Here is a 21,978-nt window from a genome sequence, read left to right as displayed (position 1 = left end):
GTGAGTTTGATGTAATATTTGTATTCTAATATATTCACTAATAACAGTATCATGAAAAAATCATTTTTCGGCATTACGCTTGTGTTCCTGATATTTAGTATGGCGCTAATGTCTTGTGGAACAGGCAAAAAACTCACAGCTTCAGAAACCAGGGTGAGCGATCTTGAGAGGGAATTAGCTATAGTTCAAAGAGAAGTTAGAGAGTATAGCATGCAGGTTGAAGGTCTTAGGAAAGAGAAGGCCGTTATTCAGAATGATTTAAAAGCTTTAACCACTGAATCCAAATTAACCATTTCTGATCAGGCAAAACGGTTAAGAACATTCCAGGATAAGGTGAATTCTCAAAATGCAGTTATGTCCAAACTGAAAACCGCTATTGCCGATGCATTGGGTAGCTACAAGGCCGATGAATTATCGGTTTATACCAAAGATGGGAAAGTGTATGTTTCACTAGAAGAGAAACTGCTTTTCAAATCGGGTAGCGATGTGGTTGATGCAAAAGGAGTAGAAGCGCTAAAAACACTCGCAAAAGTGCTAAACAACAATGAGGATGTTGCAATTTTGGTTGAAGGACACACCGACAATGTTCCTATAAAATCAAAATTGTATAAAGATAATTGGGATCTCAGCACTGCCAGGGCAACAGCGGTTTTACGTATCCTGACCAAAGACATTGATTTTGACTCCAATCGACTTACAGCCGCTGGCAAAGGGGAATTTTCTCCCATCGCAACAAATAACACCGTAGAAGGCCGCGCCAGCAATCGCAGAACCGAAGTAATTCTTACACCTGACCTGACTGAACTCTATCTTGTTTTAGAAGAGTAAACACGATTCTTTTCTCAGATTGCACAATCTGAGAAAAATCTGGAATGCATAGCCCGGGAATCTTCCCGGGAGTGCATTTTGCCATTTTCGCTTCATGCCTTATGGGCTTTTGGATAATAAAGCAAACACGAATATGAGGCTTGAGTCTGTTTTCTATCAAAGAGTTGATTGTGAATAATAGTTGTGTATAAACTGAATGAATATAATTGAAATATGAAAAAAGCAGGAATAGTAATTCTAATAGTGGGTGTGATTCTCACTGTATTTACTTCTGTAATCTTTTTTACAAAAGAAAAAGTTGTAGAAATTGGTTCTTTAGAGATTACCAGAGATAAGAAACACGATCTAAATTGGTCTCCTTTGATTGGTGTAACCGCCATGGTTGTAGGAGGGGTCATGATTTGGCTGGGTGCCAAAAAATAATTTTTGAATGGAACCAAATACTAGTTACTTTGTAGTAGAGTTAGAAACCAGACTTTTCAGTTTGCGAATCTCATACTATTGAATCATAAATAACTTGATTGATGATATCTGTTAAGCAAAATTCACATGCAGATTTATCAGATAATGTCTCTGAATCGGCTAGCGGGCTGTTTCCAATTATTGGTATTGGTGCGTCGGCAGGGGGGTTAGAGGCGTTGGAGCAGTTTTTGGAAAATGTTCCCGAACAAAGCGGAATGGCATTTGTGGTAATTCAACACTTGGATCCCACACAAAAAGGGATGCTGCCCGAACTGCTCCAGAGAACCTCAAAAATGAAAGTTCTGCAGGCACAGAACCGCATGATGGTGTTGCCAGACAGGGTATACGTTATTCCTCCCAACAAAAGTATGACCATTCTTAAAGGAATGTTGTTTTTGTCTGAGCCTATCGAAGAAAGAGGACTAAGGCTGCCAATCGATCTTTTTTTGCGTTCGCTGGCCGATTACAACAGGGAGTTGGCTGTGGGTGTAATTCTCTCAGGGATGGGTTCAGATGGTAGTTTGGGTCTGCGTGCCATCAAGGCGCAAAACGGTATTGTGATGGCTCAGAATCCGGGTTCGGCACGATTCGACAGCATGCCCCGCAGTGCTATAGATTCCGTGCTTGTTGATATTGTAGCTGAAGCCAATGAACTTCCGCTGAAGCTTATCGATTTAATGAAGCACTTGCCAAAAGTTAAAATTGATCCGGCGTTGGAGTTGAAGAATAAAAGCTCTCTGGAGAAAATTGTAACCCTTGTGCGTAGTTGTACCGGAAATGATTTTTCGTTGTACAAGAAGAACACCTTATACCGACGTATTGAAAGGCGTATGAGTGTTCACAAGATTGATAAAGTTGCGGGGTATGTGAATCTTTTAAATGACAATCCGGGTGAAGTTGACATTCTCTTTAAGGAGTTGTTGATTGGTGTCACAAACTTTTTTCGCGATTCTCACGTATGGAGTCTAGTGGCGGAACAGGTTATTGGCAAGCTTATTTTCAACCGGGAAAATGGAACTGTACTGCGCGCCTGGATCCCGGGTTGTTCTACCGGCGAAGAGGCCTATTCATTGGCAATATTGTTTAAGGAGGAGATTGAAAAAGCAAAGTTGCACAACAGCTTGACGTTACAAATTTTTGCCACCGATCTCGATAATGAAGCCATCGGGATAGCCAGAAAAGGCCTGTTTCCTTCCAATATTGCTGCAGATGTGTCGCCGTCCCGCTTAAAACGTTTTTTTTCTGTCACTGATGATGGTTACCAGATGAAACCCGAAATCAGGGAGATGGTCGTTTTTGCTGAACACAATCTGATTATGCACCCACCGTTTACCAAAATTGACATTGTATCTTGCCGTAATTTGTTGATATACATGGATTCTGAACTGCAAAGAAAAGTAATCTCTTTGTTTCATTATAGCCTTGTCTGTAACGGATATCTGATTCTGGGAACTTCAGAAACACTGGGCACCCAGGGTCATTTATTTACTGTAGTCGATTCCAAATGCAAGATATTTAAGCACAGTGAAGCTATATTGCGTCCTGATTTGGTAGATTTTTCAGCCACTTTTTTACACAACAAACAATTTGTTTCCAATAAGCCTATGTCCGTAAATCCTGTTTTGAATATTCAGAGTTATGCCAATGAGCTGTTGCTTGACAATTTCACACCCCCCGGAGTGCTTGTGAATGAAGATGGTGACATTTTGTACATCAGCGGGCGAACCGGGAAGTATCTGGAGCCAGCTGTTGGAAAAGCCAACATGAATATTTTTGCCATGTTGCGCGATAAGTTGCAGACCGAACTCCCTGTTGCTTTTCGTAATGCTATAAAAAACAGAGGTCTGGTGTTTTTGCGCAATATTAAAATGGAGGCCAATAATGGCACACAATACATTAATGTTAGCATTAAATGGATCGACAAGCCAGAACCATTGCATGGCCTGTTGATGATTGTTTTTTCTGATTCATCCGTGGTTGAGACTGTAAAGCGTCCGAGTAAAAAAGGAATAAGTGAACTGGAGAGTGTCCGAGAGTCCGAGCTGCAAAACGAGCTTCTACACATGCGTGAAGTTATGCAAAGCACCATGGAGGAGATGCAGACATCTCAGGAAGAGCTAAAATCGACCAACGAGGAGTTGCAGTCTGCCAACGAGGAGCTGCAATCAACCAATGAAGAGCTTACCACCTCAAAGGAGGAGATGCAGAGCCTTAACGAAGAGCTTCAAACCGTAAATGCTGAGCTGCAATCAAAAGTGGATGAGTTTTCACGCGTGAACAACGACATGAAAAATCTGCTTAACAGCACCGATATTGCCACCTTGTTTCTGGATAAAAATCTGAACATTCGCAGATATACCAATCAGGCTACCAAAATATTCAAACTGATAAAGAGTGACATTGGCAGACCCATCACGGATCTGGTCACTGAACTCATCTATCCTGACATGGCTCTGGATGCCCGAAGGGTCCTAAATACGCTCTTCTTCACTGAAAAACAGATTGCCACTCACGACAGACGCTGGTTTCTCATTAGGATAATGCCCTATCGCACTTTCGATGATCGAATCGACGGGCTGGTGATGACCTTCATCAACACGACTGAGCACATGGAGATTGAGGGCAAACTTAGCCATTCTGAGCAGATGCGCAGCCTTCTGTTTTATTCCTATCCGGGTGTTGTTGTGTCACTCTCTGCAGATGGACGGATTATTGAGTTAAATGCGGCAGCCGAAGCGTTTCTTAAAATCAAGTCGGCAGATGTGCTCGATAATAACTTTTTTAAGTTGTTTGTGGCTGAAAATGCGCGTGCCAAAGCCGAGGATGAGAACGCCAGACTGGTGAGAGATGGCAAGGATAACTCAACAGTTATAGAGATAAAAAAGAGTGATGGAAGTGTCGAAAATGTGAAATGGAGGGTGCATATTATTCAAAACCGACTTAAAGAGTCGCATGCTATGTTATTGATGATGCAGTGAAATGGCACATTAACGCTTACAAATAGATATGGTTATGGACGAGGATGCAATAGATTTTACAGACGCCCGTCTGCTAAGGAAAAAGGCCGAAGAACGCCTACGCAATAAATACTCTCAGGCTACATTTGTCGGTGATGACAGGGATGTGAAACGGATTTTACATGAACTTCAGGTTCATCAGATTGAACTCGAAATGCAGAATGAGGAGCTGCGGCAGGCTTATGAAACAACTGAAGAAGCCCTCAAGAAATACACCCTTTTGTATGATTTTGCCCCTATGGGGTATTTTACGCTTGATAGCGATGGCATCATTCGTGATTTAAATTTTACTGGCGCTGAAATGCTTGGCGAAAAAAGACACAGTCTGCGGAACATCAATTTCAGGTTATTCATCTCAGATGAGTCGTTGTCTCTATTTAACACATTCTTTAGCGGGTTGTTTTCCACAAAGTTAAAGGACTCGTGCCAACTACACCTGGGCTATAATCAAACAATTTTAGGATTCGTTTACATGGAAGGCATTGTTACCGGTGATGATGGGCAGTGTCTTTTGTCGTTGATTGATATCTCAGGTATTAAGGGGAAAAGGTTAGATAGACCTGAAGCGTATGAGTAAGCCATCATTACTAAACCCAGTGTTGGGAGCTCCTGAAAAGGAGGGTTTTGTGTTTGGTGTGGTCAAACTTTTTCCTGACCCACCGAATGTCTGAATTGAACGGGGGTAATGCCAGTATATTTCTTGAACTGATTACATAAATGAGGTACACTGCTGTAGTGCATTTTATAGGTTATATCGCTTATACTTAGTTTGTCATCAGCAATAAGCTGCTTCACACGCTCAATTCTCTGGGTAATAATGTACCGCTCGAGCGTGGTATCCTCCTCAACAGAGAATATTTGGCTCAAATAAGAGTAGTCATGGTTCAGTTTTCGCTTCAGATATGCAGAGTAGGTTTCCTCCGGCACAATGTCTGACAGATCAATCCAATCCTGAACAACTCTCTTTATTTCTGATATCAAATCGTCATTGGAGCTATTCATTAACTCCAGACCACTTTGAAGCAAAACGCCTTGAAGCAAATGTCGCTGTAAATCCGTAATGTTTTTTAGTAGCTCAACCTCACCCAATTCAACAGAACGATATTCAATCTGGAGTTTTTTCAACTCATCTTCCACCATCGAAACACACCGGTGGCTTGCCATATTCCTGATTTTTAAATGCGTTGTTTCACTCATCCATAATGGGTATTCATTTTACAATAACTCTTTTTGCAAAAGAGCACTAGATGTTTATGATAATTTTTTGCAGCTCTTCCCTTGATTTTCCGATTTTATGACTCAGCATATCCAGCATTATCTGTTCTTTGCCGTCATAAAACATCAAATCATCATCGGTAATATTGGGAAATTCAATTTTGATTTTCTCCTTTTTTACCTCCCAAAACCCTTTATTTTGATTTTCCATTTCGACTTAATTTATTATTTGTAATGAATGAGCATTATTTCGCATATTTTAATGTGCCGGAGAGCATGTTGAAAAGTTCTGTTTCGGATATTGGTTTTGATAAATAATTATCAAAGCCTTCATTTATGGCTTTTTCCTTGTCGTTGCTGAGGGCATAAGCCGTTTGCGCAATTACCGGTAATTCGGGTCTAAAGTTTTTTATAAGTTTTAAAGCCTGAAATCCATCCATTTTTGGCATTTTTATATCCATCAACACCAATGAGATTTCAAGGTTGCGCATTACAAGCTTCACTGCTTCTTTGCCATCCCAGGCATGCAATAGGTTATAGTTCTTGCTGGTAAGCAACCTGTCAAGATAGGCATGGCTATATAGGTCATCTTCCACTAGCAAAATTGTTCGGCATGTTAAGTTTTTAGTATGTGTTGTAACTGGTTTATTCCGTTTACTAGAGTCCAGTACTTCATTATATGGAATTGTGAATCGGAATTCTGTTCCTTTTCCAACTTCTGAATGTAACGAAATGGTGCCGCCTAATTTCTCCACCAATGCTCTTGAAATGGAAAGCCCAAGGCCATTACCGCCATATACAATGCTTCCTTTGCTTTCAATTTGCCTGAACCTGTGAAATACCATGTCATGATTTTTTTTGTCGATTCCAATTCCGGTATCTTTTACAAAAAACTCAACAAATCCGGGTATTAGGTTGTAGCCAAACTCAACTCCTCCTTCTTTGGTAAACTTAATTGAGTTGTTTAGCAGATTACAAAGCACCTGTTTTATTCTGTTTTCATCTGAAATGATGCAGAGCCTTTCATATGAATCATCAATGTCAGATTTGATTGTAATTTTCTTGTTTGCAGCTGATTGCTCGTATGTCTTTAATAGTTCAAAGAGAATTTTATTTAGACTGACGGGCTCTGACTTAATAATGAGCTGGTTCGACTCAATTCGTGACATATCAAGAATATCGTTGATGATGGTTAACAAGTGGTCACCGCTGGAGTTTATAATCTGCACAAATTCTGCCAGTTTGGTATTTTCTGTATCTGTGTAGGCCAGCAGGTTTGAAAATCCTATTATGGCATTTAAGGGCGTTCTGATTTCATGACTCATGTTTGATAAAAATGCCGATTTGAGGTTGTCGGACTCTTCCGCCTTCTGCTTTGCCATAACCAGTTCAGAATTGATATGTTGAATCTGTTCGATTTTCTCTGTCAAGTTGCTGTTCAGAACCTGGTATTCGCTGTTAAGCTTGGTAAATGCGTCAAGTTGTACGGAGATTTTTTTCTCACTCTCCGTTATTTTTTTTTCGTATTTAAGTCTGGTGTAAGCAATCCCAATCAGGTTCCCGACACTCTCTAGAAGATCGATTATATCAAGGTTTAATGCATGAGGGCGCTTGTCTATCAATTGAAGAATCCCTATCGTTTGTTGCTCAAAGCGTAATGGAATAAAAGCCACCGACTCATAGCAGGATAAATTGCATGCCGGATTGTGACCAGCAGTTAGCTCTTCGTGTGATTTTGAAGGCAACATTTCTGTTACGTTACTCGAAAAAAAGCTGCCCTTTTCGGTGAAATATGGAAGTGCCGGATTCGTATAGCCAAATAAAACGTTATTACACACGCACTCAAGAAGTGGTTTAATGCCTTTATGGCTGGTTTTTATGTCTGTTGATTTCAAGTGTTTTTTAGCCATAGAAAAATACTTAGGCAGTCCAATCGACAAATTTTCAAATTGTTTTTCGGTACCGTTGAGTCTGATGCCAACAGCCTCCATCCCAGTAAATGTTTTTATCTGCTTAAGTATTTCAAGAGCCAATACTCGCCAATCGGTTCTAACGCTTATACGCGAGAGGATATCAAGTGTTAGTTGCTGGGCTTTCTCAATTTGTCGCCGTTGCGTTATGTCTCTGATGTTGCACTGAATTACTTTGTTGTTATACTCTGTGTATACATTGCTTATAAACTCCACTTCGGTTATTGTTCCATTCTTTCGTAGTATGGGCATATCCTCAAAACGTATATATCCGGTTGCTTTGAGTTTGTTAAAGGCTTTTTGCGACTGTTGTTTGTTTCGAAATAGGCCTATTTCCCATAGCTGACAACCAATTATGCTCTGCAATGAACAATCGATGAGGTTCATGATAAATGGGTTGGCATCAACAATTTTACCTGTTTTGAAATCTAATATGAGTATCCCATCTTTCGCGGATTCAAATAATCGGCGATACCTTATTTCTGACTCATTAACCAGGGTGTTGCTCTTAAGCTTATTTGTGTTGTTAAGCAAAAACGGGATATTTAAATCGGTTTTGCCACTAAATTTGTCTTTATATGTAATTTTATTGTTCATCTAATTGATTTTTAATGGTTTGGTTGATTCGTGCCTGCCTATAAGTTCTCAACATTGTTGCGAAGGCCATTCTGTGCTGTTTTTTAAATCTGTGGATGGCAGGCTTCAAGTCAACATATTTTAAAAAGTACTGACATGTTACTTTCATTTAGGTACGTAATCCATATACAGTTCTAAAATGGTAGCCATATACAGTGAAAACAAGGGCGTCAATTAAATGCTGAGGTTTTTTAATCAGAATCCACATCAGCAATTTCCAGTACTCTAACCTGCCTTTATCTACAAAACCCAGTATTAACACCGATTTAACGAATCCTTTAACGTACTTATATTCTTTTTTTCTGTACGCCACGCCAGGCTTGCGATAGTTGATTAAACATTGCCGAATTCTGTTATAGAAAGGTTTTGCATCATAGATGTCATGTATTATTTTATGATAGCCCGCCAACAAATCGTGATAGTTCATTTTAGGTATGAAATTCATTGAACTGTCGGTGTTGTTACCGGTTGCATTTTTTGTCAACCTGTTTTCGGCTTCCATACGTTTATAAAGCTGCGTGTTTTTAGGCGCATTTAACAATCCTACCATTGCTGAAACGATACCGCTTTGCTGTATGAAATCAACTTGCCTTTGAAAAACTGATGGCGTATCGCTGTCGAATCCCACAATAAAACCTCCTGAGACCTGCATACCTGCTCTTTGGATGGTTTTCACGCTCTCGAGTAGGTCACGGTTTTTATTTTGGTTTTTATTACACTCTTGCAGTGCCATTTCTTCCGGTGTTTCGATACCTACGAAAGTGGATTTAAAGCCAGTCTCAACCATTAGGTTCAGGAGTTCTTCATCATCCGCAAGATTTATCGATGTTTCGGTATTGAAGGTAAATGGATATTTATGAGCAACCATCCACTTTTTCATTGCCGGGAGCAGTTCATTTTTAACGACATGTTTGTTTCCTATAAAGTTATCATCCACAATAAGAACAGGCCCTCGCCAATTCAAATCATATAATGCCTCCATCTCTTTAAGAACCATCCGTGTTTCTTTCATGCGCACTTTATTTCCCAACAGGGTGGTAATCTCGCAGAAATCACAAGAATAGGGACATCCGCGAGACACCTGGATGTTCATGAAAACATAATCCTTTTGCGAGAGCAGGTGATAATCGGGTACTGGTGTTCTATTAAGCGAAGGGAACTCTTTGGTTTGGTAAATTCTTTCAGGCGTTTTCCCCGAGCTAAGATCTTCTAGAAATAGCGGCAGTGTAATTTCTGCTTCATTCAATACGAAATGGTCTATCTGAGGATAATCCATGTATTCCTGAGTAAACAAAGGACCTCCTGCAACAATTTTGGTTTCGTGTTTTTGGCATTCACCAATAATTTTGATTACAGATTCTTTTTGAATGTACATGGCACTGATAAATACATAGTCAGCCCAGATAATGTCAAATGACTGAAGTGGGGTCACATTCAAATCTATCATTTTTTTTTGCCATGTGGCAGGCAGCATTGCCGAGACGGTAATCAACCCCAGAGGTGGAACAGCCGCTTTTTTTTTGATAAATGGCAGCACGTGGGTAAAACTCCAAAATGAGTCAGGATACTTCGGATATATAAGTAACACCTTCATGTCGCATAGTTGGTTGATGGTATTCCGTATTTAAATCAATGGGAATATTTAAGGTAAGTTAAGCCCAACTTTATGCGAAAGCATTACATCTTTATATTCAATAGTTACATCATTCACACGTTGATAACCAGTGGTTTATTAGTTGTTTGGCGTCTGGCAACGTATGTAGGGGAATTCCAACGGGCAACATCATTTGTTTAACTTATTATGCTATCAGGCCTAAACGTAGTTCGGAACAGTTTTAATTACATTTGAGTTTGGCACATCTCTTTTCGGGCTTCAAAGCAATCAAACCCTTGTTGATGTCATATTGTAACCTAAATGAGGCAAGCCGACCTGCCTTATACTATTAATCGTAGCAATTTGAATTGTAAAAGCGTACAATGGTTTTTATATCCCTTGCGCGAAGTTCCCTGTTCTCTATCTTCTCTACCAAGGCAGCGTAATCGGAAAAGTATTCCATCATATCTTTTTTAAATGACAATTCTTTTGGTTGCTTTAGCCGACCGGTTCCTTTTTGCAAAATGTCAATATCTTTTCACAGATGAATTTTATACCAACGTTTTTCAATAAAGGTTGCGCCCATCATGACTACATTCTACCTTTTGTGTGTATGTGGCAATTTTCGGCATTCCATAATCTGCCCTATTCTGCCATTTCGGCTGAAATGTCAACTTTTAGTGGAAGTATTTATCGGTTATAAAATTTATCATTTCCCCATTTTATGGGGTTTTCCAGAATATACGTTTGTATTCTTTTAAATGAATCGTTATCACGAATAATGTGGTCATGGAACCTCGGTTGCCATGCAAAATTGGGATATAATTTCCGGGCATTAATTGTAACACCTGTTTTAAAACCACGGATGATTGATGCCAAATTTTTTGATTGTGGCCCAAATTGATTTTTTGTTGGTTTGTTGGTTGTGGTGGTTGTATCGGTAGTAGAGACGCAATGTATTGCGTCTCTACGTTCCACCCCCCGTTTATTATTGTAATCATTTTTTCCAATAATAATGATGGCATGAAAATGATTGGGCATTATTACATATGCATCCAATTGTAAATTCATATCGGGCCGTAAATCGGTTGTTTTTAACCATTCGGTTTCAACAATTTTCCCAATTTCCGACAAAATCATTTTTCCATTTTCAATTTCACCAAAACAACACTTTCTGTTTTGGGTACAGATGGTTATAAAATATGCACCATCCCATCGATAATCCCAATTTTGCAAACGTGCAGACGGAATGCGGTATTTATTTTGGAATTTTTCGGTCATTATTGGGTGCGTTTCTTTTTTCAAAATGGTAGTTGATGCGATGCATCATTTTGCAGTCGATTTTTCATTGATGCACTGTCATTCTAAGCTTTCCTAGTTCGTAACTTTTAAGCACCAAGATGCATTTTAGTGCGACTGATTATTGGGAGGAAAGTAGGTATGCCTATTATCGCTTTACCCCTCTGCCCAGCCCGATAATTTGATATTGTACAAAATAGGGGCGGGAATTATCGCTGGTGTTGGCACTTCGGGTTCTAACAAGATAGATGTAATCGTCGAGGTGGTCTATCAGGATATTTTGCCCACTGGCCAGAGGCACATCGGTGATATGTGCGGCAGCAGTTCCTTTTTGGGTCACCATGGTTCGTAGGCCATTACCACGGTCACGTCCCGATATCACTACCGGATTTACTGCGAACGGGAGGTCTTCGTATTGCCCCTCGTACTGTTCTCTGAAAAGCCGTGAATCGCCATAACTGATGGTAGTCGTTAGGTTCTGCCCCAGTTCCATATTGTAGGTTACTTCCAGATATTTTTCGGATTTCAACTCGTTAAAAAGCCCTATTTCCTTGAGGTTTTGTGGTGTAATCTCTCCCAGCTTAAACTCCTGTCTGGAATTGACATCAAATTGGCTGTTCAGTTTTAGTCCTCGCAAGTCGAGTTGTCCAAATAGCACGGAGTCGTTCACAAACAGTTGATTATCCTCGATAAGTTGTATGGTACGAACTGTAATTTTCCCTAGTTTATTGCCATCGTTATTTATTGCATACAGTTGTGGATTTATAAAGAGTGTGCCCTCAGGGTTGGTTTGTTGTCCCGACAGTTGCCAGTTAATAAAAAAGGCACTCCCAATAAGGGCTGCAATACTGCCACTCAGTTTCACCGGCCCCATGTCGAAATATGAATTTCGATGCCTCCCAAAAAATAAAACACCAGGGTGGAAATAGCCATGGCAATAAAGATGGAAGGGATAATGGGCGGTATTTTCAGGAATATTAGTGCCACGCCTCCCAAAAGTCCAATTGACAGGATGATACAGATAATGATTTTTTCGAACGATATGATGGGTTTCATGGGTTTGGGTAAATGGTTTGGTTTTCAATCAATATATATTTCACCTGTCAGGTACAAACGTGCATTGCCACCTATCAGACAGCGGTCGCCATTGTCTACACACAGCAGTTTGCCCCCTCGCTTTGAAAGTTGGAGGGCTGTCATCTCTTTTTTGTTTAGGATACCTGCCCATAGTGGAATCAGTGAGGTGTGGGCCGAGCCCGTTACCGGGTCTTCATCGATGCCCGACTGGGGCGCAAAGAAGCGCGACACAAAATCAACATCGTTGCCTGCCGCTGTGACGATGAGGCCACGAGCCTGAAGTTTTGCAATTTCCTGAAGGTTTGGCTCTACCGCCAGCACATCTTTTTCGTTGCCAAGGAGGGCAATGTAATCGGTTTTGCCTTTATAGATGCGTTTCACCCTTTGGCCAATACACTCTTCTATATGGGTATAGATGTTGCATTCACGAAGCGTGTCTGTTGGAAAATCAAGATAGAGGATGTCGTTTTCTTGTGTAACAAAGAGAGTGCCGGCTCGTGGAGCTATAAATTGGATGGCCGATTTTTCAGGATTGAGAATATTCAGCAACACATGAGCCGAAGCCAAAGTAGCGTGACCACATAAATCCACCTCAATGGTGGGGGTAAACCAACGAATTTCACAATATTCATGTCGAGGCACAATGAAGGCTGTCTCGGCCAGGTTGTTTTCGGCGCTGATATTTTGCATCATGGCCTCGTCCAGCCATTCGTCAAGAATGCAAACGGCCGCAGGATTACCCGCAAACAGGCGATCCGTAAAGGCATCTACCTGGTAAAGTTTGAGTTTTTTCATAAGGGTTGGCGATACTACCCCGAAAATAGTGTTTTTCTTGCAATTACAAATGTTTGTCAGATGGAATTGCAGACATTTGCATGCAGATTTGAGTTGTATGGGCTATTTTTCATCAATAAAACCCTATTTTTGATGGTTTTATTTCCAGGTTAACTGGTTCGATAATTTTTTGTTAATGAAATAGTTTTCCAGCCAAATTGACATATATAGCAATTTGTAGATATATAAACCACTATGAACAATCAGGTACCGGCATCAGAATTACACGGGCGGATGGAACGATTCCGCAAACAGATGGATATGGAGAATCCCCAATGGGAAACCGCGTTGATTTTTAGCAAAGTCAACTTGCTCTATTTTACCGGTTCCATGCCTGAAGGACTTCTGCTGATAACCAGAACAGGAGATGCCACTTTGTGGGTGAAGCGAAGCCTTGAACGTACACTCAATGAGTCCTTGTTTTCAGATATCCGGCCTATGGAGAGTTATCGGGATGTGGCTGCTGCCTATCCGCCCTTCTCAGGCAATGTATATCTTGAAACAGAATTTGTGCCTATGGCCATGTACCAGCGGCTTCAAAAGAGTTTTCCCTTTTCAGGCGTTCAGTCACTCGATTCTCAAATTGGCCAGATTCGCTCGGTTAAGAGCGAGTGGGAAATGCGGTTTATGGAGGAAGCGGGCATCATTCACCGCCGGGTGATGGAGGAACGCGTGCCCCAGTTGTTGCGCGAAGGAATGACTGAACTGGATTTTGCCGCTGAAGTATATAAGGTGATGTTGGAAGAGGGGCACATGGGAACGGCACGCTTCAATATGTTTGATACCGAGATGGTGGTAGGTCAAATCGGTTTTGGCGAAAGTTCGATATACCCAACCAGTTTCAATGGCCCCGGAGGTAATTTTGGCATGAACCCTGCCATGCCAGGACTTGGTAGTCGCTATCACAAATTGAGAAAAGGCGACCTTGTATTTCTGGACATGGGACTGGCTGTTAACGGCTATCACACTGATAAAACCATGACCTATATGTTTGGTCGCGAACTGCCCGCTGAAGTGCTGGAGATTCACCACCAGTGTGTCGATATCCAAAACCGAATTGCTGAAATGCTCAAGCCGGGTAACATTCCCGCAGATATTTATGACACCGTGATGGGCGAATTAAAGCCAGATTTTCTGGAAAATTTCATGGGCTTTGGCAAACGGCAGGTTAAGTTTCTTGGGCACGGCATCGGATTAACGGTTGATGAGATACCTGTGTTGGCTAAAGGTTTTAATGAGCCTTTGCAAGAGAACGTGGTATTGGCCGTGGAACCAAAAAAAGGCATCAAAGGCATTGGTATGGTGGGCATCGAAAACACATTTGTGGTTACTCCGGCCGGCGGACGTTGCCTCACAGGTCATCATCCGGGCATGATGCTGGTATAATAGTTGGGTGGCTAAAATTCAGATTGCATCAGTTCCGCCACAATGGGAATGTCGGCATCGGTCCAATTAAACTGCATCAATTCAGATTTTTCAATGAGCTGGTAGCAGCAATGTTCCGCAAGCATGATGTCTTCTGACACATATTCTGCTAAAAAAGGAATGAGGGTGATTGAAATATTGGCATAGTGTTGGGTAACAGGTGTCAACCGTCCCGTCACCCTAATGCAGATGTTCAGTTCTTCGCGTATTTCGCGTAGGATACATTCAGTTTCGTCCTCGCCGTTTTCTATTTTACCACCTGGAAACTCCCATTTCAGAGGCTGCTGCATTTGGCTGCTGCGTTGTGTAACCAGATATTTGCCTTCAATTTTGATGATGGCACAGGTAACTCGGATTGGAACTCTTTCTGACATGGGTATGGGAGATTATGTGTGATACATTCCGGCTAAAATTACTAAAATCCGGTTACATCATAAATAAAACCGAATGCGGTTTGGCAGGATGGAGTGTTGCGAATCGGTGTAAATACAGCTTTTCAGTCTGTTTTTACATAAACGGAATCGCTATCGCTGAATTGTTAATCAGCACCTGACTTTTAGAAATAATATCCGAACCTGTCGTGATGTTGCGTTTAATTAAGGTAAATAAACAATTCCCGCTTAATTTGCTATAAAACTGATTTTTTGGATTATTTTTGTGGCTTTTGAATCAAAGCGTTCCGAATTTTGGATTGCCCGTCTGAGTAATTTAACGGCCTTTATCAGAAATAATCGAATAAATATAAAGTTTAAAAGAATTGCATTATGGCTCAGGAAGATGTGTTTAAGAAGCTGGTTGCCCATTGTAAAGAGTATGGGTTTGTATTTCAGAGTAGTGAAATATATGATGGCCTTGGCGCGGTTTACGACTACGGGCAATATGGTGTAGAGCTGAAAAATAACATCAAGAAATACTGGTGGGACTCAATGGTTTTGCTGCACGACAATGTGGTGGGACTTGACTCCGCTATTTTTATGCACCCCACCGTGTGGAAAGCTTCCGGTCATGTGGATGCGTTTAACGATCCCCTCATCGATAACAAAGACAGCAAAAAGCGCTATCGTGCGGATGTGCTTATCGAAGATTTGATGGCCAAGTATGATGCAAAAATGGACAAGGAAGTGGAAAAAGCTGCCAAACGATTTGGCGACAGCTTTGACGAAGCCATGTTCCGTGCAACAAATCCTCGCGTACTCGAAAACCTGGCTAAGAAGCAGGAAATTCACGAGCGGTTTGTGAAAGCGCTTAACGACAATAACCTGGATGAACTACGTCAGATTATTGTGGACAATGAAGTGGTTTGCCCCATTTCTGGAACCAAAAACTGGACCGATGTGCGTCAGTTCAACCTGATGTTTTCAACCGAAATGGGTTCTACTGCTGATGGGGCACTAAAGGTATTTCTTCGTCCCGAAACGGCACAGGGTATTTTTGTCAATTTCCTCAACGTGCAGAAGACCGGCCGCATGAAGATTCCTTTTGGAATCGCCCAAATTGGAAAGGCTTTCCGTAATGAGATTGTGGCCCGTCAGTTTATTTTCCGTATGCGAGAGTTTGAGCAGATGGAGATGCAATTCTTTGTGGCTCCCGGCGAAGAGCTGGAGTGGTTTGAGAAGTGGAAGGAGATGCGCATGAAATGGCACAAGTCTATGGGTATGGGCGACCACAAATACCGTTTCCACGATCACGACAAACTGGCGCACTACGCCAATGCTGCCACCGATATTGAGTACGAAATGCCATTTGGCTTCAAGGAGGTAGAGGGTATTCACTCGCGTACCGATTTCGACTTGTCGCAGCATCAGCAATACTCCGGAAAGAAAATCACTTATTTTGACCCTGAAAAGGGCGAGAGTTATGTGCCCTACGTGGTTGAGACGTCCATTGGTGTAGACCGTATGTTCCTGAGCATCATGGCCGGAGCTTATTGCGAAGAAGAGGTGGAAGGTAAAGATGGTGCCAAAGAGTCGCGCGTGGTATTAAAACTGCCACCGGTGTTGGCTCCCGTAAAACTTGCGGTGTTGCCACTCGTGAAAAAGGATGGTTTGCCCGAAATGGCCCGCGAAATTGTCAACGACCTGAAGTTCCACTTTAACTGTCAGTACGATGAGAAAGACTCCATTGGCAAGCGCTATCGTCGCCAGGATGCGATTGGCACACCTTTCTGTATCACCATCGACCACCAATCACTCGAGGATCAAACAGTGACCATCCGTTACCGCGACACCATGACGCAGGAGCGTGTGAGCATATCTGCTCTCAAAGGCATAATCTCAGATAAGGTGAGCATGACCGAGCTGTTTAAAAAGCTATAATCACTTGCTATAATCACAAATAGAACCACGCAGTGCATCAGTCGCTGCGTGTTTTTTATTGTGCCTTTAATTGCGCCAACGCAACCTTTTTTCGGGTGGTATCACACATTCAATCTAGCCATCATCTGGATCATTGCAGTTCGTCCAAATTAGAAAATCGCGGTTGATCATAGCCGATACAACTCTTGGGATGAGCCCAATGCTAAGAAAAACTTTGTATCTTTACATGCACACGCCTTTTTTCGTTGTGAACCCGAGTAATGCTTTTTGCGTTAGTGATTGTTCAGCATTTTGCTGAACAATCAGAATGTCGGTTTTGTGAGCCAGAAGCGGCATTTTTTATTTGTAGTTCATTCGTTCATATCAGTTTTTAATTCTGAATTATACAGAGATATAATATCATGGGCATAGATCACATCCTTCTCATTGTATCACTCTTGCTACTTGTGAGTATTTTGGCGGGCAAAACCTCCTATCGGTTGGGTATTCCCACTTTGTTGTTGTTTTTAATTATCGGTATGCTCGCGGGGAGTGAAGGTTTCGGTAAAATTCCATTTGATGATCCCGAGCGCGCGCAGTTTATTGGTATCATAGCGCTCAACTATATATTGTTTTCCGGAGGGTTTGATACGAGCTGGAAGAGTATTCGGCCTGTTATAGGCAAAGGGGTGATGCTATCAACGGTAGGCGTTGTGTTAACAGCTGGTTTGGTGGCTTTGGTGGTTTGGTATTTTACGCACTTTACTTTTCTGGAGGCGTTTCTGCTGGGTGCAATTGTTTCGTCAACCGATGCGGCTGCCGTTTTTTCAATCTTGCGTTCCAAAAGTGTAAGCCTTAAAGGCCAACTGCGTCCTACATTGGAACTAGAAAGCGGTAGTAACGATCCCATGGCTTACTTTCTTACGGTCTCAATAATATCCATCATCCAATCTCCCGATAAAACATTGCTCTCCATTGTGCCGCTGTTTTTTATGCAGTTTTCAATTGGAGCCATTATGGGATTTGGAATGGGCAAATTTGGACAGTTGGTGATAAACCGAATCAAACTGGATTATGATGGGTTGTATCCTGTTTTGGCGCTGGCGCTTGTGATTCTTACTTTTTCGGCCACGCAGTTTTTGCATGGCAACGGCTTTTTAGCGGTTTATATTTGTGGCGTTTTTCTTGGAAACAAAGAGCTTATACATAAGAAAACTTTGGTGAAGTTTTTTGATGGGGTGGCATGGCTGATGCAGATAATTCTCTTTCTCACGCTAGGTCTGCTGGTTTATCCTTCGGAGATGATTCCTTTATTGGTACCAGGCATTCTGGTTTCGCTGTTTCTGATTTTCATTGCCCGTCCGGTGGCTGTGATGCTTTCGCTAAGTGTATTTAAGATGTATAATCGTGATCGTTTGTTTATTTCCTGGGTAGGCTTACGCGGTGCCGTACCAATTGTCTTTGCCACTTACCCTATGCTTATTGGCGTTGATAGTTCACACACCATCTTTAATCTTGTATTTTTTGTTACCATCATCTCTGTATTGGTTCAGGGAACCTCACTGCCACTTGTCTCAAAATGGTTACACGTAGCTCTGCCGCTTAAGTTGCGCCGCCGCACGCCTGCCGATATTGAGCTTTCAGATAGCGTAAAGTCGGAGTTGATTGAGGTAGATATAATGGATGACAGCCCCGCAGCCGGAAGAAAAATTCTGGAATTAAATTTTCCCAAAACGGCACTTATTGTAATGATAAATCGCAGTGGGAAATTTATTACGCCAAATGGCAACACGCAAATTATGAAGGGTGATAAATTAATGATTTTGGCCGAAACGGCTGAAAGTCTTACCAAAGCATTAAATCTGGTATGCCCCGTAATAACGGGCGAGGAGAGCTAAAAAAGGATGTTGCGCCCTTCGGTACAGTTGCGACACATCTCTATTGAGGCGCGGTTGTTGAGTACTTTGTGCCTGAATTGATCCATATTTCTGTTACGCCAAATGGCCTTAATCGACTCTTTTGAGGCATCGCCTGGCGAAAATTCCAGATCTTTATCATAACAACAAGGTGCAACACGGCCATCCCATGCCACCACAGCTGTTCCCCATTGACGTGAGCAGTGGTTGCGCATGGTTCCTTTAATGGTCAATGAGCCATCCGGCTGTAACGTGTATCTCGAGTAGGCACTATTGGTTGGTGGTTGCACCAATCCCTGTCCAAATTCGTTGAATTGTGCTGTTTTCAGTTCCAGCTTGTCTACGCCTTCAGAGCGGCACCACTCAATCAATTCTGGTATCTCATGTTCATTGTGCTTAAACACTAAAAATTGAACGGTAACAAAAGGCGTTATGGAGCCTAGTTTTTTTCGTGTTGCCACAATGGTTCTGATGCTATTCTGCACTTTGTTAAGGTTTCCTCCTTTCCGATATGTGGAATAGGATTCACAGGTGATGCCATCCAGAGAGATTATGATGCGGGTTAACCCTGCTCCAATTAGTTCCATGCATCGGGTTTCATTCAGATGGTGGCCATTGGTGCTCATGGATGTGTAAATACCGTTTGCCTGAGCATACGATATCATCCGAGCTATGTGGTTATTCAACATCGGCTCACCCTGAAAGAAAAGGTTTATATGTGCCAATTGTCGCCCGCTGTCCGAAACTATCTTCCTGAAAAGCTGCAAATCCATCATGCCCCCTTTTCTGGTAAGCACTCCCGCCCCCACAGGGCATTCAGGGCACTGAAGGTTACATAGTCCCGACGGCTCAATTGATATTGCCCAGGGAAAACCACTGATTAACGGACGTTTTAATAATCGTGACCTGAAAAATGACCAGATTAGCTGCAAGGCATTTACCAATGCCGGAAAAGAGACTTTTTTTGCACAGACCAGCCCGTGACTAAGTTTACGCCTATATGAGAACCACATTGTAGTGTTTAATTTAGTTTAGGTATAACCGGGTCATTTCGCGTAGAATCAGGTATCATTGATAGTATTCTGTGTTTATAAACTCTTTTTATCCGGTTTTGTTTTAGATTCCGGATAAAAATCAAAATACTTTTTCGTTGTCTTACGTTTACAACCTCTCATTAGAAAAGGTCAGGCTATTGCAACATTGAAAACAAACAGCTGCGTTATCCCAAGTACAATCATTATTTCTGCGTTAAATGATTTCATAGCTGCTAAACCTGGAGTTTTTCTGCAAAATACAAACTGGGAACGAAATGTAACTGCTGTTATTCTTTCTCGTTTAAATGAATTATATTGTTGTCTGATTTATGAGACATCTGCTATTTAGAGTTATTTCAGGAGAGATTTAAAGGGTCTCAAAGTTAACAAAGTATTATATTTGCATATCAACGTTCAAAAGATTTTGAAAGGCATGGAAGAGGCCCTTTTCCCCTTATTAAACACGATAAATTCTCCTGACGATTTACGCAGGCTTGATAATGAGCAGCTTGCTCAGGTTTGCCACGAACTTCGTGAGTTTATTATCGACGCAGTATCGTGCAATCCGGCGCATTTTGGTGCCAGTTTGGGCGTTGTGGAACTTACAGTTGCCCTGCATTATGTGTTTAACACCCCCAACGATAAGTTGGTTTGGGATGTTGGGCACCAGGCTTATGGGCATAAAATTCTTACCGGACGCAGAGACAATTTCCATACAAACCGAAAATACAAAGGCATTAGCGGCTTTCCCAATATTTTTGAAAGTGAATATGATGCTTTTGGTGTGGGTCATTCCTCTACGTCTATTTCGGCAGCGTTAGGCATGGCTGTGGCTTTCAGAAAACAGGGCATACAGAACAGACAGGTGGTGGCCATTATTGGCGATGGTGCCATGACAGCCGGCCTCGCATTTGAAGGCCTTAACAACCTGGCAGCTACTCAGGCCAATGTTTTGGTTATTCTGAACGATAACAACATGGCCATCGACCCTAACGTAGGTGGGTTGAGCGAGTATCTCACCGACATTGCCACCAGCCGTACCTATAACAAGGTGCGACGTGAGATTATCCGTGGTCTGGGAAAAATTAAACTGGGTGGCCCACGTGCAAAGGAGATGATTGTAAAGGTAAATAACAGTATCAAAAATCTTCTGTCGCGCCAAACCAATATGTTTGAGGGTATGAATATCCGCTATTTTGGTCCTGTGCATGGTCATGACATTACCCATCTCACCAATGTCCTCACCGATTTGAAGGAGATTCCAGGCCCCAAGCTTCTTCATGTAATTACCAAAAAAGGGAAAGGATTCAAACTGGCGGAGGAGAACCAAACCACCTGGCATGCTCCCGGCGGACGATTCGACAAAGTGACTGGCGATTTTATTGATGCACCATCTGGTGTACCTAAACCACCACGTTTTCAGGATGTTTTCGGGCATACATTAGTCGAGTTGGCCCGGATGAACGAGAAAATTGTGGGTATTACACCGGCAATGCCTTCGGGTTGCAGCCTGAATATCATGATGGAAGCAATGCCTGACAGGGCGTTTGATGTGGGTATTGCTGAACAGCATGCTGTAACTTTCTCGGCAGGATTGGCCATCACTGGAATGGTTCCTTACTGTAATATCTACTCTTCGTTTATGCAGCGTGCTTACGACCAGGTGTTGCACGATGTGGCATTGCAAGGTCTGAACGTGGTATTTTGTCTCGACCGGGGCGGTTTGGTGGGAGCCGACGGTGCTACACACCATGGGGTTTATGATTTAGCTTATTTGCGCACAATTCCAAATTTGATTGTCTCTTCTCCCATGGATGAAATTGAGTTGCGCAATCTCATGTTTACAGCGCAACAGCCAAACATGGGGCCTTTTGCCATCCGATATCCGCGGGGCGTAGGTAGCCATGTGGATTGGCAAAAGTCGTTTGTTGCCATTGAAGTGGGACGAGGCCGGAAGTTGCGGTCAGGCAACAGACTCGCCTTTGTAACCATTGGCCCCATAGGCGCTAAAGTAGAACGGATTTGCGACGATTTGGAGAAGTTGGGTGTTTCTGCTGCTCATTACGATTTGCGATTTGTTAAGCCTTTGGATGAGAGCCTTCTGCACGAACTATTTTCCTCATTTGAAACAGTCATTACCATCGAAGATGGCACTGTTGTGGGTGGTATGGGCAGTGCAGTTCTTGAGTTTATGGCCGACAATGGTTACAAATGCCGTGTAAAGCGGTTAGGCGTTCCCGACCGTTTTGTAGAGCATGGCTCACAAATGGAACTGTTTCGTGAAGTGGGGCTGGACATGCGCCACATTAAAAATGTGGCTTTGGAAATGGTCGGATTACCAACTCAGGAGTAGTTTACAACCAACTCACTAAAAGAG

Annotated in this window: 19 protein-coding genes; 8 read left to right on the top strand and 11 right to left on the bottom strand. The window is 42.1% G+C overall.

Annotated features, from left to right (window positions below; all coding sequences use genetic code 11):
• Positions 1-51 precede the first annotated feature (51 nt).
• From ALKIM_RS18040 to ALKIM_RS18035, 4 genes are all read left to right on the top strand, one after another.
• On the top strand, positions 52-828 hold the full coding sequence (locus ALKIM_RS18040; RefSeq protein WP_052345487.1) for an OmpA family protein: 777 nt from the start codon (positions 52-54) through the stop codon (positions 826-828).
• A 213-nt stretch (positions 829-1,041) separates the two neighbouring features.
• Positions 1,042-1,251: a hypothetical protein gene (locus tag ALKIM_RS0108180; RefSeq protein ID WP_026474207.1), complete on the top strand. Its 210-nt coding sequence runs from the start codon at positions 1,042-1,044 to the stop codon at positions 1,249-1,251.
• Between the two features lie 101 nt (positions 1,252-1,352).
• A complete protein-coding gene (locus ALKIM_RS0108175) occupies positions 1,353-4,268 on the top strand; it encodes a chemotaxis protein CheB (RefSeq protein ID WP_044117826.1) in 2,916 nt (971 codons plus the stop codon).
• Between the two features lie 34 nt (positions 4,269-4,302).
• A complete protein-coding gene (locus tag ALKIM_RS18035) occupies positions 4,303-4,884 on the top strand; it encodes a hypothetical protein (RefSeq protein WP_157363850.1) in 582 nt (193 codons plus the stop codon).
• A gap of 62 nt (positions 4,885-4,946) precedes the next feature.
• On the opposite strand, the gene ALKIM_RS0108165 is transcribed toward ALKIM_RS18035, so the two are convergent.
• The 9 genes from ALKIM_RS0108165 to ALKIM_RS0108125 all read right to left on the bottom strand — a co-directional run bounded on the left by ALKIM_RS0108165 (position 4,947) and on the right by ALKIM_RS0108125 (position 12,893).
• Positions 4,947-5,471, bottom strand: a complete 525-nt coding sequence (locus ALKIM_RS0108165) for a helix-turn-helix domain-containing protein (RefSeq protein ID WP_026474205.1) — start codon at positions 5,469-5,471, stop codon at positions 4,947-4,949.
• Between the two features lie 79 nt (positions 5,472-5,550).
• Positions 5,551-5,733 carry a CsbD family protein gene (locus ALKIM_RS0108160; protein ID WP_026474204.1) on the bottom strand — a complete coding sequence of 61 codons (183 nt, stop codon included), beginning with the start codon at positions 5,731-5,733 and terminating at the stop codon, positions 5,551-5,553.
• A 34-nt stretch (positions 5,734-5,767) separates the two neighbouring features.
• On the bottom strand, positions 5,768-8,089 hold the full coding sequence (locus ALKIM_RS19265) for a PAS domain-containing hybrid sensor histidine kinase/response regulator (protein WP_052345486.1): 2,322 nt from the start codon (positions 8,087-8,089) through the stop codon (positions 5,768-5,770).
• A gap of 148 nt (positions 8,090-8,237) precedes the next feature.
• Complete coding sequence (locus ALKIM_RS0108145; RefSeq protein ID WP_026474203.1) at positions 8,238-9,722, bottom strand: B12-binding domain-containing radical SAM protein; 1,485 nt, start codon at positions 9,720-9,722, stop codon at positions 8,238-8,240.
• A gap of 349 nt (positions 9,723-10,071) precedes the next feature.
• Complete coding sequence (locus ALKIM_RS19885) at positions 10,072-10,245, bottom strand: hypothetical protein (RefSeq protein WP_157363848.1); 174 nt, start codon at positions 10,243-10,245, stop codon at positions 10,072-10,074.
• 167 nt (positions 10,246-10,412) lie between these two features.
• The gene (locus ALKIM_RS0108140; RefSeq protein WP_044117824.1) at positions 10,413-11,003 is read right to left on the bottom strand and encodes a transposase; all 591 of its coding nucleotides are present in this window, start codon (positions 11,001-11,003) and stop codon (positions 10,413-10,415) included.
• Positions 11,004-11,169: 166 nt separating this feature from the next.
• Positions 11,170-11,886: a hypothetical protein gene (locus ALKIM_RS0108135; RefSeq protein ID WP_218916686.1), complete on the bottom strand. Its 717-nt coding sequence runs from the start codon at positions 11,884-11,886 to the stop codon at positions 11,170-11,172.
• Positions 11,883-12,077: a hypothetical protein gene (locus ALKIM_RS0108130; RefSeq protein WP_026474200.1), complete on the bottom strand. Its 195-nt coding sequence runs from the start codon at positions 12,075-12,077 to the stop codon at positions 11,883-11,885. Before ALKIM_RS0108130 ends, ALKIM_RS0108135 begins: the two co-directional genes overlap by 4 nt.
• Before the next feature lie 24 nt (positions 12,078-12,101).
• Entirely contained in the window at positions 12,102-12,893 is a 792-nt protein-coding gene (locus ALKIM_RS0108125; protein ID WP_026474199.1) for a PhzF family phenazine biosynthesis protein, read from the bottom strand.
• A gap of 234 nt (positions 12,894-13,127) precedes the next feature.
• Between ALKIM_RS0108125 and ALKIM_RS0108120 the strand changes: the two genes are divergently transcribed.
• Complete coding sequence (locus tag ALKIM_RS0108120) at positions 13,128-14,318, top strand: M24 family metallopeptidase (RefSeq protein WP_026474198.1); 1,191 nt, start codon at positions 13,128-13,130, stop codon at positions 14,316-14,318.
• An 11-nt stretch (positions 14,319-14,329) separates the two neighbouring features.
• On the opposite strand, the gene ALKIM_RS0108115 is transcribed toward ALKIM_RS0108120, so the two are convergent.
• Complete coding sequence (locus ALKIM_RS0108115; protein WP_044117823.1) at positions 14,330-14,731, bottom strand: (deoxy)nucleoside triphosphate pyrophosphohydrolase; 402 nt, start codon at positions 14,729-14,731, stop codon at positions 14,330-14,332.
• A gap of 390 nt (positions 14,732-15,121) precedes the next feature.
• Between ALKIM_RS0108115 and ALKIM_RS0108110 the strand changes: the two genes are divergently transcribed.
• Both ALKIM_RS0108110 and ALKIM_RS0108105 read left to right on the top strand, forming a co-directional pair.
• Positions 15,122-16,672 carry a glycine--tRNA ligase gene (locus tag ALKIM_RS0108110; protein ID WP_026474196.1) on the top strand — a complete coding sequence of 517 codons (1,551 nt, stop codon included), beginning with the start codon at positions 15,122-15,124 and terminating at the stop codon, positions 16,670-16,672.
• A 401-nt stretch (positions 16,673-17,073) separates the two neighbouring features.
• The gene (locus tag ALKIM_RS0108105) at positions 17,074-18,549 is read left to right on the top strand and encodes a potassium/proton antiporter (RefSeq protein ID WP_026474195.1); all 1,476 of its coding nucleotides are present in this window, start codon (positions 17,074-17,076) and stop codon (positions 18,547-18,549) included.
• Here ALKIM_RS0108105 and ALKIM_RS0108100 read toward each other — a convergent pair.
• On the bottom strand, positions 18,546-19,580 hold the full coding sequence (locus ALKIM_RS0108100) for a radical SAM/SPASM domain-containing protein (RefSeq protein WP_052345485.1): 1,035 nt from the start codon (positions 19,578-19,580) through the stop codon (positions 18,546-18,548). The two genes, ALKIM_RS0108105 and ALKIM_RS0108100, sit on opposite strands and share 4 nt — an antisense overlap.
• Positions 19,581-20,034: 454 nt before the next feature.
• Here ALKIM_RS0108100 and dxs point away from each other — a divergent pair, with 454 nt between their 5' ends.
• Positions 20,035-21,954 (top strand): 1-deoxy-D-xylulose-5-phosphate synthase, encoded by a 1,920-nt coding sequence (gene dxs / locus ALKIM_RS0108095; protein WP_026474193.1) that lies wholly within the window; start codon positions 20,035-20,037, stop codon positions 21,952-21,954.
• The last annotated feature ends 24 nt before the right edge of the window (positions 21,955-21,978 follow it).

This window comes from Alkaliflexus imshenetskii DSM 15055 (assembly GCF_000517065.1).
Classification (GTDB): domain Bacteria; phylum Bacteroidota; class Bacteroidia; order Bacteroidales; family Marinilabiliaceae; genus Alkaliflexus; species Alkaliflexus imshenetskii.
This window is presented reverse-complemented; position numbering and strand designations above follow the sequence as displayed.

Excerpts from the sequence above, each read along its gene's own strand:
- ALKIM_RS18040 (WP_052345487.1), top strand. The coding sequence starts at position 52 with ATGAAAAAATCATTTTTCGGCATTACGCTTGTGTTCCTGATATTTAGT.
- ALKIM_RS0108180 (WP_026474207.1), top strand. The coding sequence starts at position 1,042 with ATGAAAAAAGCAGGAATAGTAATTCTAATAGTGGGTGTGATTCTCACT.
- ALKIM_RS0108175 (WP_044117826.1), top strand. The coding sequence starts at position 1,353 with ATGATATCTGTTAAGCAAAATTCACATGCAGATTTATCAGATAATGTC.
- ALKIM_RS18035 (WP_157363850.1), top strand. The coding sequence starts at position 4,303 with ATGGACGAGGATGCAATAGATTTTACAGACGCCCGTCTGCTAAGGAAA.
- ALKIM_RS0108165 (WP_026474205.1), bottom strand. The coding sequence starts at position 5,471 with ATGGCAAGCCACCGGTGTGTTTCGATGGTGGAAGATGAGTTGAAAAAA.
- ALKIM_RS0108160 (WP_026474204.1), bottom strand. The coding sequence starts at position 5,733 with ATGGAAAATCAAAATAAAGGGTTTTGGGAGGTAAAAAAGGAGAAAATC.
- ALKIM_RS19265 (WP_052345486.1), bottom strand. The coding sequence starts at position 8,089 with ATGAACAATAAAATTACATATAAAGACAAATTTAGTGGCAAAACCGAT.
- ALKIM_RS0108145 (WP_026474203.1), bottom strand. The coding sequence starts at position 9,722 with ATGAAGGTGTTACTTATATATCCGAAGTATCCTGACTCATTTTGGAGT.
- ALKIM_RS0108140 (WP_044117824.1), bottom strand. The coding sequence starts at position 11,003 with ATGACCGAAAAATTCCAAAATAAATACCGCATTCCGTCTGCACGTTTG.
- ALKIM_RS0108130 (WP_026474200.1), bottom strand. The coding sequence starts at position 12,077 with ATGAAACCCATCATATCGTTCGAAAAAATCATTATCTGTATCATCCTG.
- ALKIM_RS0108125 (WP_026474199.1), bottom strand. The coding sequence starts at position 12,893 with ATGAAAAAACTCAAACTTTACCAGGTAGATGCCTTTACGGATCGCCTG.
- ALKIM_RS0108120 (WP_026474198.1), top strand. The coding sequence starts at position 13,128 with ATGAACAATCAGGTACCGGCATCAGAATTACACGGGCGGATGGAACGA.
- ALKIM_RS0108115 (WP_044117823.1), bottom strand. The coding sequence starts at position 14,731 with ATGTCAGAAAGAGTTCCAATCCGAGTTACCTGTGCCATCATCAAAATT.
- ALKIM_RS0108110 (WP_026474196.1), top strand. The coding sequence starts at position 15,122 with ATGGCTCAGGAAGATGTGTTTAAGAAGCTGGTTGCCCATTGTAAAGAG.
- ALKIM_RS0108105 (WP_026474195.1), top strand. The coding sequence starts at position 17,074 with ATGGGCATAGATCACATCCTTCTCATTGTATCACTCTTGCTACTTGTG.
- ALKIM_RS0108100 (WP_052345485.1), bottom strand. The coding sequence starts at position 19,580 with ATGTGGTTCTCATATAGGCGTAAACTTAGTCACGGGCTGGTCTGTGCA.
- dxs (WP_026474193.1), top strand. The coding sequence starts at position 20,035 with ATGGAAGAGGCCCTTTTCCCCTTATTAAACACGATAAATTCTCCTGAC.